The sequence below is a fragment of the Bradyrhizobium sp. 141 genome (assembly GCF_023074055.1).
Classification (GTDB): domain Bacteria; phylum Pseudomonadota; class Alphaproteobacteria; order Rhizobiales; family Xanthobacteraceae; genus Bradyrhizobium.
In genome coordinates this window covers 81134-93027 of sequence record NZ_JADPKR010000045.1, presented here as the reverse complement: position 1 = coordinate 93027, position 11894 = coordinate 81134, and the positions used below count along the sequence as shown (strand labels likewise).

Here is an 11894-nt window from a genome sequence, read left to right as displayed (position 1 = left end):
GCGCCTCGCGGCCTAGAAGGCGGCCCTCAATGCAAACCGGGGAGCGCATCGTGTCCAGTCCGAAAGATATTGTCCTGAATGCGTGGAAGACCTTTTCGTCGCGCGATGCGATGCGCATCGCCGCACTGTTCACCGACGACGCCGAATGGATCGCGCCGAAGGGCAATGCCACCGCCGTCGCGCTCGATCACACCGACCACATGACGGGACCGCACGAGATCGCGCGCTTCATCGCGCAGGAGATGCACAAGATGTTCTCCAACATCGATATCGCGTTCCGCGGCGTGTATGCCGACGGCGATGTCGTGATCGTGGAGGAGCGGATGCGCGCGACGCTGCCCGGCGGCAAGCCGTACGAGAACGACTATTGCTTCGTGTTTACGGTGGCGGGCGACCGGATCAAGCAGGTGCGGGAATACATGGATACGCGCAAGGGATGGCGGATGGTGTTTGGCGAGGAAGGGTGATGCTCAGTAGCCCGGATGAGCGCAGCGATATCCGGGAAGGTGGCGAGGTGAGTCCCGCATGTCGCTGCGCTCATGCGGGCACCGGAGTCCTTGTATTCCCTCGCGTGCCAGCCCTGCAGCCGCGTGGGTTGAGCCGATCGGCGCGCTGACATAAGGCTTGATCCCATGGATCAGCGGACGAGCGGCGCTGACGCTCTTTCTCAGAACAACGATGCAGCGCCGGCACTGCTCGGCGTGGTCTGCGGCCTTGCCGCGGCGCTGTTCTGGGCGCTCGGCTTTGCCGGCACGCGGCATGGGCTCAAGGTCGGCTTCACGCCGGTCGATCTGCTGGTGCATCGCTATGTCTGGTCGGGGATCGCGTTCCTGCCGCTGGTGCTGCGCGCCGGCATCGGCGATCTCTGCGGCATCGGCTGGAGCAGGGGCCTTGTGCTGATGGTGCTCGGCGGCCCCGTGATGTCGCTGATCTCCTACACCGGCTTTCTGTTCGTGCCGCTCGGCCATGGCAGCGTGATCCAGCCCTCTTGCGCCACGCTCGGCGGTCTGCTGCTCGCGGCGGTGGTGCTGAAGGAGCATATCTCCGCCTCGCGCCTTGCCGGCGCGATCGTCATCGTCGGCGGCCTCGGCGTTATCGGCGCGGAATCGATCGGCCATATCGGTGCCGACGGCGTGCTGGGCGATCTGATCTTCGTGCTGACGGGATTGATGTTCGCCGGCTTCGGCGCAGCTCTGCGGCACTGGCGCGTCTCCGCCGTCTCGGCCGCGCTGGTCATCAACGTGCTGTCGCTGCTGCTGCTGCCGGTCTACATCGCAACCGTCGGCCTCGCCCATGTTGCGGCGATCGGCATCACCGAGAACGCCATCCAGGCGCTGGCGCAGGGCGTGCTCGCCGGCCCCGCCGCGCTCTATCTGTTCGCCGTCTCGGTCCAGCGCCTCGGCGTCGCGCGCGCCGCGGTGTTTCCGGCCTGCGTGCCGGCGCTGACGCTGCTCACCGGCTGGCTGCTGCTTGGCGAGCCGCCGACGCTCTTGCAGGCCGCGGGCCTCGTGACGGTGCTGTGCGGGTTTTACCTGGCGCAGCGGCAGCGGTAGATCGCCGTGTAATTGACGCGCGTAAAACAGGAAGGCCGCCCAGAGGGCGGCCGCTGAAGTCTGAAAAGCCTGTGATGCAATCGAACAGGTAACCCTGCAAGCCAGCCCCGGGTTGAAAAAAATAGATACGCGCTACAAACGCCTGCCCGGCGCCTGCCAGGCTTACACAGATTTGCGACAGGGATAAGAACATCGTGTGTTCCGGCGCAGCAACCCGCGAGCGCCGAGGGCCGCGACGCGCAGGCTGCCTCGCGGCTACGCCTTCCTCACGAACTCCGACTTCAGATTCATCGCGCCGATGCCGTCGATCTTGCAGGCGATGTTGTGTCCGTCGCTGGCGTCCTGGAGACGGACGTTGCGCACCTTGGTGCCGCCTTTCACGACCGAGGAGGAGCCCTTGATCTTGAGATCCTTGATCACGATGACGCTGTCGCCGTCAGCGAGCACATTGCCGTTGGCATCGCGCACGCCGGCGTCCTGCGACGCATCCGCGGCCGTCTCCGCCGTACCGCTCCATTCATGGCCGCATTCCGGGCAGACCCAGAGACCGCGGTCCTGATAGGCGTGCTCGGAGTTGCAGGCGGGGCATTTCATCGTGTCGGTCATGGCAAGTCTCGTCTAACCCTTTTCTCGTCTCAACGCTTGGTTCGCGGCGCGACCGTAGGGGCGGGGAACAGGAAAGCAAGGGAAAGCTGCCGACAACTCGCGCCGCCATCGCCTGCCGGTGCGATATCACCGAAACAGCGCAACGAGGATCACGCTGAGCAGCCTGAGAGGCACGTGAGGGCGCCCTATATCAAATCTCGAAAACAACCCCATGCACAGTAGACACGGCCTTGATAAGGCTGCTGTATTTCGGTAATACCGAATATCATTTGACCCGTCGGGCAAAACAGTGGCATGATGTCATGCTGGCGCTCGTCCGGTGACGAGGAGAGTCCTACGTAGCGCAGGTGGAGCGTCAGCGGAACCCGCCGACTGAGCGTGCGGCATCATCCCGGATTACGCTTGCGCTCCATCCGGGCTATTTTCGCCGCGCAACCGGACAGCGAGTTCGACATGACCTTCCTTCTCAACATCGACGTCCCCGACGTCGCGCAAGCCACCAGCTTCTACACCGAAGCCTTCGGCCTCAGGGTCGGCCGCCGCTTCGGCACCGATTTCATCGAGCTGCTCGGCTGGCCCGCGCCGGTCTATCTCTTGACCAAGAAGGCCGGAACGCTGGGCGCCGGCAGCGACCGCCGCCGCTACGAGCGGCACTGGACGCCCGTGCATATCGACGTCGTCGTCGATGATGTCGATGCTGCCCTCGAACGCGCGCTGGGCGCCGGCGCGATCCTGGAGGTGGCGGCGTGCGATGCGCCCTATGGCCGGATCGCGATGCTGGCCGATCCGTTCGGGCACGGGTTCTGTCTGCTGGCGTTCAGCGAGCAGGGGTATGACGCGCTGCTTGAAAGTTCGTAGTTCGGGGCCAATTTAGTAGCCCGGATGAGCGAAGCGGAATTACTTCGGCGGCGCCGTGGGCGCATTGAAGAAGCAGGTGACGCATCCTTTACCATAGAAGCGTGTCCCGGCCGAGCCACGGCAAGTTTAGGGATCGCGGAAAAATTCTGCACTAGCGTGCTCCGATCACGGCGGCGTCGACCTGCATTCGACGCCGCTGCAAGCTTTCGGGAGCTGTCATGAGCGATCATCGCGCCGCCGTCAGGCATCACACGTTGCGGACCGGCATGGTCGAATTCGACAACGGCACCGGCAGCATCGTCAGCGTGCCCTGCACGATCCGCGATGTCTCCGGCACCGGCGCGCGTCTGGCTCTCAACAGCTCGGCATGGGTCGCGGAGGAGTTTTCGCTGATCTTCTCGAGCGGCCTGCGCAAGGCCTGCCGCGTCGCCTGGCGCAAGGAGAGGCTGATCGGCAGCGCGTTCGTGGAGGGCTATGCGAGCGTGGACGAGCAGGCGGCCATGATGACCGCGGACGAGCAGGCCCGGCACCGGCTCGGGATCGGCGCGCGCGTCAAGGCCGCGCGCGAGACCCGCGGCTACACGCAAGGCCAGCTCGCCGAGCGTCTCAGTGTCACGCCGGCCTTCGTAGCACTGGCCGAGAACGGCGAGGCGGACATTCCGCTGTACCAGCTGATGCACATCGCCGATTTGCTGATGGTCGGTCTCGACGGGCTCGTTGCGGGGCCCGTGCCTGAGGACGTCGACGCGGCGTGAGTTCTCGTAGCCCGGATGAGCGAAGCGATATCCGGGACTTTGTTGCCACACCATATCCCCGGATGTCGCTTCGCTCATCCGGGCTGCGCCCGCTGAAGCGGGCGTCTCGAAGGATGGCCGCGGAAGAATCTCGCGCGAAATTCGCTTGCCTTGCCTCGCGTCCTTTTGCACTCTTGGCGGGAAGGAGACCGCCGCATGACAAAAATGACCGTCGCCTGTGCACTCGGAACCGCCCTGGTGCTGTGCAGCCTTGCAACATCAGGCGCCGAAGCCCGCACGCGCAAAGCCGTCGTCGTTCGCGCACCGCAAGAGCGGCTCATCGTCACTGCACCCGTGCTGAGACCGACGCCGTGGGATTACAATGTCGTTCCACGCTATCGTTATCGCCCGGAGGATGACCGGGTCGATCCCTACGGCCCGCCGCTGGTGCCGTCATATGTGCGCTATGAAGGATGGCGCTGGCCGTATTGGTGGTGAGGTCCTCCATCCGGTACGCGGACAAGTTGAAGTTTGATGGCTCGTTATCCCTGCGTGCGGAGTTGACGATGGGAAAAAATGGCAAAGCGGAGACTGTCAAGGATACATTGAGGTAGAACGACACTTATCCCCGTAATAAACCCAATGCTGTTTGGGGTTCTGGGCGCGTATCGGGAGGATCAGTCATGGCAAGTGTCGAACAATTGCACAGACGGGACGGAGTGAATTTGGTCCAACTCGAAGCGGACATCACGTCGATCCGGTCGGGGAGCTCCATTACTTCAATTAATCTGCCTGATTATGTCGAGCACACCGCGGGCGTGTCGCGCGTCGGTGCGCTCAGCGCAGAAGCGGTCGTTCGCGACTATGAGTCCGCTGCAAAAGAGATCGAGGCCATGGGCACCGAGTTGATCGACGCGGCGCAAAAATGCGAGGCGCTGACGGCCCAGGTTCATGATGCGATCGCCTTCATGCGAGAAACGGCGGCGGGGTATCGTGAAGAGGGACGGAAGATATTCAAGCGCATCGAAGAATGCGCGCTGTTCACCGAAGACGTGCGCAAGACCTGCGAACAGGTCAAACGCAGAATGACTGAAGTCTCGGTTGGCCCATCTTCCTATGAGGAGCTTGCGCCGCAAGAGCCCGAGCTGACGGGGATCGCGGCGGAGGTGACGATGAGCGAGATACGGTGAGCGAGCGTAGAGCGTAGCTGGTTGATAGCCCGGATGAGCGGAGCGATATGGGCGGGGCTTTGCTGCCGAAGCATTCCCCCGGATGTCGCTTCCGCCTTCGCTCTTTGAGCTACGGCGGACAAGTCGCTCGTCCGGCTACGCTCGTTTGCTAACGCCGTCATCCGCTCGCGCGTGCGAGAAACAAGTCCGCGCCTTGCGGACTCACCAATCCGGATCGCCGTAATAAGGGTCGGCCATATAGGGCGGCGGCATCCACGGGCCTCGCGGGGGCGGCCTGGGCCGCCGTGGCGCGGCGTCTGGTACGTGCGCCCGGGCACGCGCAGCCGCATCGTGGTTCACCACGCTGCGCACGACGGGCTTGGCGGCTGCAGAGGCGGATGACGCCGATGACGCGCTCGGTTGCGTTTGCAGCGCCTGGACCTGGGCGGCAAGGCGCGCATTGTCCGCCGCATCCTTCTCCTGCGCCGCCTTGAGCTGTCGAATGGTGTCGGCCTGCTCGCGCAGGGTCTGCTCGTTGCGGCTCTTCAGTTGCTCGAGCTTGTCGTTGATGTTCGCAAGCTCGCTGGTGATGGCCTTAAGCGATTGCGCCAGCTCGGATGACGACGACTCAGGCGCCGTGGCGCCGGACTTTGGGGCGCTGTCCGCTTCCTTAGGCGCTGGCGGCGCGGGCAACGGGCTCGGCTCATCCGCCGCAGCCAGCAGCACGACCGGCGGCTGCACTTGGTTTTCCACCGCGGATGCCTGCGGGGCCGTGCTCGCTGCCGGCGGAGCCCATCGCGCCATGATCGACTGGCCGATCGATTGGGCCTCATCGCGATATTGCGAAGCGACGGCGGCACCGAGCAGGCCGATCGCCAGCACGAGAATGACCAAGGCGCGCATCATGGCCGGATCTTTCCTCAAGCCTGGATCGCGAACCCCGGTATTGGGAACGTTGGGGCTCGGAACCTTGGCATCGGGCTTCGGCAGCCCGTCTCCCGGAGTGGCGGCTGCCGTCGGTATGGCGCTTGCGCGTGAGGCCCGCTGTCCCTCGCTATCGCGTTCCATTCCGGAAACCAGTCGGTCCAACCGCGCCAGGTCTTGCTCCGCGCTCTTGATCCGGTCGTAGGCCCGCGCCAGCCCGCCCTCGGCGCGCGTCTCCTCCGGCTTGGGGGCATCGGGCTTGCTGGTATCAGGTTTGGGGTCGTTCGTGTCAGGCACCGATGCGCTCTCCATCCGGTCGGGCGTCAATGGGAGGCAGTCCGATCAGGAAGGATAGGTCTCGCCGCTATCAGACACAACGCGTGTGCAAAGGAAAAATTATGGCGGGCTCGGGAGCAGGGCGGAGGGCGCGGCCTGTAGCCCGGATGGAGCGAAGTGCAATCCGGGACCAGCGCAGCTTTTTGCGGTGACAGCACTGGCGTAATTCAGGGCTTAAAAGCTCGCGCCCGACGCCATCAGCACGACACCGGCGGCCATCAGAACGATTCCCGGCCAGTTCGATGCGATCCCAAGGAATCCCAGGCCCCGGCGAGGCGGTTCCAGCGTGCCGCGAACCTGTCGAGATGAATCCCGACCGCTAAGGGGGCCCCGCCAAATCGTGGCGCGCAGCATGTACAGGAGTCCGCCGAAGATGAGCAGCGCGCCAAGTCCCGTCAGGAACATTTTCGCCTCTCAACTTGTCACTGCCAACCCGTAACGGAGGCAGTGCATTTCAAAGCCATGGAGGTCGAGTAAGTTCCGCACCATCAAGCGACGCAGGATGGGTTGGGCCTTTGCGAAACCCTTCACTTTCGCCGCAGCAATCGATGGGTATCGCTTTCGCCTTCGCTCGCCGAGCAACGGTGCCGCTCTAGCCTCATCCTCCGGGCCGACCGTTGGCTCACCCTTGCATTCAGAGGAACGGGCGTTGGGTCCATTCGTTGCAAGTGCGGAGGCTTTTGGGAGGAGGACATCATGAAAACAACGATCATCGCGCTCTCTGCTGCTGTTGTCGTGGCGACAGCACCGGCCGTGTTTGCTCAGGGCGTATCGAGCAAGGCGCCAGGTCAGGAGATGCAGCAAACAGGTTCCAAGAAAGGCAAGCCGGGCGCTTCCAGCTACGCTCCTGGACATAAGATGCACCACGCGAAGGCCTCGAAGAAGGCCGGCCCCGGCGCGTCGAATTACGCTCCAGGCCAAACCACCGGCGCGAGCACGAAGTCAACCACCGGCTCGAGCAAGTCAGGGTACTGAGGTTCGGGTGCTGACGGATACAACAGCGCGTAGAGTTACGGTGACAGTCGTAGGATGGGTAGAGCGAAGCGAAACCCATCAATAGTCATCGCGGAATGATGGGTTTCGCAAGGGCTCTACCCATCCTACGAGCTGCGTCACGTCATTCTCACCCCGGCTTGCGTCCGCTGATCGCATGCGCGCGGGCGCTGTAGGTGATGCGGCCGTCCGTGTCCGCGGGGAGGCGCGCCCTCACGCGCTGCATGAGCTTGCCGACATCGGCCGCCGGCATCGCCGCGACGACAGGCGCGGTGGAGGGGGCCTTGGTCTCCACGTTCCAGAACTCGTCGAAATCGGCAAACGTCCGCTGCACCGTGATCTCGCGGGTCTCGATCTCTAGCAAGCCGGCCGCGCTCCAGAAATCCTCGAGAGCCGCAAGGGTGGACACTTCCATATGCGGCGGACGCGTCGGCGACAGCCCCATCGCGCGCATCTCGTTGAGGATCGGATCGAGCGGAAATCCGCCGCCCAGCATGTCCCACATGTAGGTCGCAACGAGGCCGCCGGGCCGAACGACCCGCGTCAATTCCGCGACACTTTTCGCTGCATTCGGCACGAACACGAGAACCAGTGCCATCACCGCGACATCGAAACTTGCCGCTGGAAAGGGCAGTGCCATGGCATCGCCAGTTTGAAACACGGCGCCGCGCGCACCTGGGCGCGTGCGGGCAAAGGCAAGCTGTCCCTCCGAGGGATCGATGCCCTGCACGTCGCTAGGGGCGCAGCGCGCGACGATGAGCTCGGTAAAGGCGCCGCTGCCGCAGCCGACATCGATCCACCGCAGCCCCTGCGCCGGCTTCAGCCAGTCGAGAAAAACCTCGCCGACCGAATGGCTCCAGACGCCCATCATCTGCTCATAGGCGGCACCGTCATCGAAGCGCAGCTCGGCCATGCAACGGCTCCCTCAGTGTTTTCCACAAGGCAATGCGCGAGCGGCGAGGTTAACACATTGGTCATTTCTTTGCGGTCATTTTCGCGACCTCAGTCAGCGAGGAGGCACCATGTCCGACATCACCATTCCCGGCGGCAAGATCCGTTCCTTCGTCGAGCGGATCGAGAACCTCGACAGCGAAATGCAGGAGTTGAGCGAACAGAAGAAGGAAGTCTTCGCGGAAGCCAAGGGCGACGGCTTCGACGTGAAAATCCTCAAGGAGATCATCAAGCTGCGCAAGGAAGACAAGAACGAGCGCGACGAGCGCGAAAGCCTGCTCGACCTCTACATGCGCGCGATGGAGACGGCATCGCCGGAGCAGGCGAAGGCGGCGTAAAAGGGCCAGGTTGATCGGTGAGGGAGAGATGGCCGCGATCGCTGGGATTGCGGCCATCATGCGGTGGCAACCACACTGTCATTCCGGGGCGCGCCCGATTGGGCGCGAGCCCGGAATCCATCTGATGGCACGACGCGAGGCGCAATGGATTCCGGGCTCGCGCTTCGCGCGCCCCGGAATGACGGCGCGGAGGGTGTCTTCGCCGGAACGGCAGTTTCGTAGCCCGGATGAGCGCAGCGACATCCGGGGCCTTGCCGCCTGATGTCCCGGATGTCGCTACGCCTATCGCCCGACCATCAATAGCGGCTGCCGCTGCCCTTCTGCTGCGTGATCCAGTCCGACAATGATTTCGGTTTCGCTTTCAACATCCGGACGGGTGATGCCTTCGGATTGTCGCGCAGGCCTTTCGTCGAACCTGCGCGCGGCGCTTGCGTTGCGTTGCCTCTCAAGGCAGCCGTCGAGGCCTCTGCGGCTTCCTTTTCAAGGCGCAACTGTTTCAATCGCGCCATCTTGATGCGCTCCGCCTCGACTTCGGGTCGCTCGGCGAGCTGCGGCTTGTGTTGAGCAAGCTCGGCCGGGACCAGGACGCCGAGAATGGTCGTCTCGCCGAGCGCCTTGCAGGCTTCGAGCCGATGCAGTCCCTCGACCAGCACGAGGCGGTCTCCGTCGAGCCGAACGGAAATCGGGGCCTGTTGCCCGATGTCCAGAATACTTTCCGCGATCTCCCCGACGATCTCGGGTTTGATGGCTTTCTTCTGCTTCGTGGGGACGAAGATCTTCTCGATCGGGAAGCTCTCCGGTTTGGGCATAAGTTGACTCCGCTTCTACCGGGCCCGTCGGAACCCATGCCGGTGAGGGTGGGAGTTTAGGAGGGAAGGGGGCGACCGCAAAGGCAATTCGAAGGATTACGCTGTCCATTCAATCAGGGTCGCATGTCGTCACGAATTGAATCTCCTTCCCTGAATTGCCGCGTCTCACTTAAGGGGTGCAGTCCAGCACTGTCACTGCAATCCGAGTTCCACGAACTCGCAGTATCAAATGTACAATGTGGAGATGGCGTGGATGCACGCTGAGGCAATGGAGTCGGCGATCAAGTTATATGACTTCAAGTCCAACGATGCGGCGGGCCAGACTAGATTGTGCCCAAGCATATTTCGCACCTGTCCCGTCGTCACCACAACATCGCGAATGCTTTGATTGGGGACGAGCGAACTAGCCAGTGCCTCTAAGGTGGTATTTCCGAGGCGCAGGTTCTCCTTTGAAAGTCCCAGTTCAACCTTGAGACTCGTTAGGGCTGCTTCGAGTGATCCTCCTCGTGCCTTTGAAGCTGAGCTCTCCTTCAGTAGGCTCTCAAATAGCAGGCATCCCTTGAACAAGTGCATAAAGAATATCTCGTGCGAGGCAATGGTAGCAAGTTCGATTAGTTGAGCCCTGTAATCCCATTCGAGAATGAAAGAAATAAGTGCGGTTACCATTGTGCGTCGATGAGAATTAGAATCCCTAATTGTCTTGTCGAGGAACCTTGCGCGTAGTTCATCCAATGTGAGGGGCCGATGGTTATCGCGAGCATTGTAGCTGTCGATCGCCGTTTGGAGCTTGTTGACGGCTGCATTAACAAGAGCGTGCGCGCGCTGATTGGGATTCGTGTGAACGAGGCGCATAAATAGTAGTGCGGGTGTATCATTCCTCGTGGGATGATGCGTCAAATCCTCAGAGACGGCGGCGTCAAAGTAGAATGCAGCGGATTGATAGTCGTGACAGGCTGCAGCTGCAGCCCCCAACACGTAAAAAGGAGTCCCTTTGGCGCTCGAATCGTACAACGTTCGATTGGCGCCTCGGATTATTTGGAGAAGCAGAATTGTACCATCAATGGCCTCCGCTTGCTTGCCATCGTTCAACAATGCCGCATAAGGGTGGTAGATGTCGAACATTGATGTCATGTCAGTACGTCCCCACGTCTCATCGCCGATGCATCCAACGCTAGCGTTCGGTTCGTTCCACGGCTGTCGCGCGAAGGGATCGAGGCAATCAATATTCGGGATTACGGAGTGGGCTAGGGACGCATGCGAAAGTTAGCCGAAGTAGCCGGTCCGGCGATAGCGAACGAATTTAGTGCACTGTCACCGTAACTCATCAGCCCACACCTCAACGCGCGCTGAAATGATCCAAAACACAGCTGCCGAAATTGCAAAGGCTGCGGTAAGAACATTGACGGCGAATTTCATTCGGTGCTTCAGTGCTTGAGAGGTGGATTCGCTGCGTAAGATGGAGACAGAAACGGAGCCCATCTAAGCTGGTATTCAATGATAGGTTTCGCAGTTGCTTCAGCCATCCTACTACCCGTTCAGCGAGTTCAGAACGTCGTTGATCAATATGTTGGCTCTATTTGTGGAACCTTGTGCTCCTTTGCTCAAGGCAAGACGCCGATGCTCGGGACTGTCTGAGCCAGCGTAGATAAAGAACGGCGTAAGATTGCCGCCGCTTCGCAGGGAATTAAGAAGTGTGTAGCCGGCTTGAGCGTCCGGCGGTCTACCCATATCACTTATGATGGCGTCGAATTGCATTTTCCTCAACTTAGTCAGAGCTTCACCGGTCGACTCTGCCAACTCGAACTTGACGTTGTAGGCCTCCATTGCGCGACGCTCGTAGACATTGTTGTCTGGTCTATCGTCGACCCAGAGGATCCTTTTGGGTTTCGTTGACTTTTTCTGTGGTTCCTCGTTGCGAATGACGTTGGATGCTTGAGAAAATGCCGCCGTCTGACGCCTTTCGATAATCGTTGCTTGGGGCACGCCCTGGCGAGCCTTGGCTCCTGCCCCTCCTTGAACGCGAGCAAGAGCGACGCCGATCTTCTCGGATAGCTGTCTGACCGCGGCCTTCACCTGGGGATCGTTGATTGGCAAATCAGCTTTAGAGCGCCAATCATATCGTTGGCGCGACGCAATAACTCCTGCAAGTGGATCCTCGTGGAGCAATTCCTGCTTCTCAAGAGCCGGTACCGTTACGAAATAGATCGGCAGTATCAAGTCGTCGCGTCCTTGGTCGCTCTCGTGAGTAATGAACTTCTTCAATTCATCGCGGCAGGCGTCGCTCTGAAAGAAAAGTGGAGTGACTACTGGAACAAGAAATCTTGCGCTTGCAACCGCTTCATCGAGGCCCTTCTGCCATTGCTCGCCGAACTCGAGGCCGTCGACATCTTGATAGATTTTGAAATTCTTCTGCCCGGCGATCACCTGCACGCCGAGTTCGATGAGTTTCCTTAGCGAAGTAATTGCGCCACCAAAGAACTCATCATCAAGCCGAGTGTAACTTAGGAAGGCGTCGGGTTGGTTGGTCACGCTCCAACTCCTAATCGGTATGAAATTGGCAATCGGGCTCGGGTCTAAGTGATACCCTCCAAGGTTGTCATAACGCCTGACTTTGGAAAAGCCA

Annotated in this window: 15 protein-coding genes; 8 read left to right on the top strand and 7 right to left on the bottom strand. The window is 61.2% G+C overall.

Translation table 11 applies throughout. From position 1 onward, the window contains the following. The first annotated feature begins 50 nt into the window (after positions 1-50). Positions 51-467 carry a nuclear transport factor 2 family protein gene (locus IVA81_RS12615; RefSeq protein ID WP_247316982.1) on the top strand — a complete coding sequence of 139 codons (417 nt, stop codon included), beginning with the start codon at positions 51-53 and terminating at the stop codon, positions 465-467. Positions 468-632: 165 nt separating this feature from the next. After that, on the top strand, positions 633-1553 hold the full coding sequence (locus tag IVA81_RS12610; RefSeq protein WP_247316981.1) for a DMT family transporter: 921 nt from the start codon (positions 633-635) through the stop codon (positions 1551-1553). 255 nt (positions 1554-1808) lie between these two features. On the opposite strand, the gene IVA81_RS12605 is transcribed toward IVA81_RS12610, so the two are convergent. Beyond that, positions 1809-2159 (bottom strand): zinc ribbon domain-containing protein YjdM, encoded by a 351-nt coding sequence (locus tag IVA81_RS12605; RefSeq protein WP_247316980.1) that lies wholly within the window; start codon positions 2157-2159, stop codon positions 1809-1811. Between the two features lie 453 nt (positions 2160-2612). Here IVA81_RS12605 and IVA81_RS12600 point away from each other — a divergent pair, with 453 nt between their 5' ends. From IVA81_RS12600 to IVA81_RS12585, 4 genes are all read left to right on the top strand, one after another. Continuing rightward, complete coding sequence (locus tag IVA81_RS12600) at positions 2613-3017, top strand: VOC family protein (protein WP_247316979.1); 405 nt, start codon at positions 2613-2615, stop codon at positions 3015-3017. A gap of 218 nt (positions 3018-3235) precedes the next feature. Next, positions 3236-3772 carry a helix-turn-helix domain-containing protein gene (locus tag IVA81_RS12595; RefSeq protein WP_247316977.1) on the top strand — a complete coding sequence of 179 codons (537 nt, stop codon included), beginning with the start codon at positions 3236-3238 and terminating at the stop codon, positions 3770-3772. Positions 3773-3967: 195 nt separating this feature from the next. Further along, positions 3968-4249, top strand: a complete 282-nt coding sequence (locus IVA81_RS12590; RefSeq protein ID WP_247316967.1) for a hypothetical protein — start codon at positions 3968-3970, stop codon at positions 4247-4249. 185 nt (positions 4250-4434) lie between these two features. Further along, positions 4435-4941, top strand: coding sequence for a hypothetical protein (locus tag IVA81_RS12585; RefSeq protein WP_247316958.1), 507 nt, complete (start codon positions 4435-4437; stop codon positions 4939-4941). 201 nt (positions 4942-5142) lie between these two features. Here IVA81_RS12585 and IVA81_RS12580 read toward each other — a convergent pair whose 3' ends face one another. Both IVA81_RS12580 and IVA81_RS12575 read right to left on the bottom strand, forming a co-directional pair. Further along, positions 5143-6156, bottom strand: coding sequence for a hypothetical protein (locus IVA81_RS12580; protein ID WP_247317821.1), 1014 nt, complete (start codon positions 6154-6156; stop codon positions 5143-5145). 198 nt (positions 6157-6354) lie between these two features. Next, entirely contained in the window at positions 6355-6585 is a 231-nt protein-coding gene (locus IVA81_RS12575; protein ID WP_247316952.1) for a hypothetical protein, read from the bottom strand. Between the two features lie 291 nt (positions 6586-6876). On the opposite strand from IVA81_RS12575, the gene IVA81_RS12570 reads away from it, so the two are divergent. Continuing rightward, positions 6877-7155, top strand: a complete 279-nt coding sequence (locus IVA81_RS12570) for a hypothetical protein (RefSeq protein ID WP_247316951.1) — start codon at positions 6877-6879, stop codon at positions 7153-7155. A gap of 148 nt (positions 7156-7303) precedes the next feature. Here the strand turns inward: IVA81_RS12570 and IVA81_RS12565 are convergent, their stop codons facing one another. Beyond that, the gene (locus IVA81_RS12565) at positions 7304-8086 is read right to left on the bottom strand and encodes a class I SAM-dependent methyltransferase (protein ID WP_247316949.1); all 783 of its coding nucleotides are present in this window, start codon (positions 8084-8086) and stop codon (positions 7304-7306) included. 109 nt (positions 8087-8195) lie between these two features. Between IVA81_RS12565 and IVA81_RS12560 the strand changes: the two genes are divergently transcribed. Further along, a complete protein-coding gene (locus IVA81_RS12560) occupies positions 8196-8462 on the top strand; it encodes a DUF2312 domain-containing protein (protein WP_246927820.1) in 267 nt (88 codons plus the stop codon). A gap of 296 nt (positions 8463-8758) precedes the next feature. On the opposite strand, the gene IVA81_RS12555 is transcribed toward IVA81_RS12560, so the two are convergent. From IVA81_RS12555 to IVA81_RS12545, 3 genes are all read right to left on the bottom strand, one after another. Beyond that, the gene (locus IVA81_RS12555) at positions 8759-9271 is read right to left on the bottom strand and encodes a ParB N-terminal domain-containing protein (protein WP_247316937.1); all 513 of its coding nucleotides are present in this window, start codon (positions 9269-9271) and stop codon (positions 8759-8761) included. A 225-nt stretch (positions 9272-9496) separates the two neighbouring features. Further along, on the bottom strand, positions 9497-10402 hold the full coding sequence (locus IVA81_RS12550) for a hypothetical protein (protein ID WP_247316935.1): 906 nt from the start codon (positions 10400-10402) through the stop codon (positions 9497-9499). 396 nt (positions 10403-10798) lie between these two features. Next, on the bottom strand, positions 10799-11800 hold the full coding sequence (locus IVA81_RS12545) for a TIR domain-containing protein (RefSeq protein ID WP_247316921.1): 1002 nt from the start codon (positions 11798-11800) through the stop codon (positions 10799-10801). Positions 11801-11894: the final 94 nt, after the last annotated feature.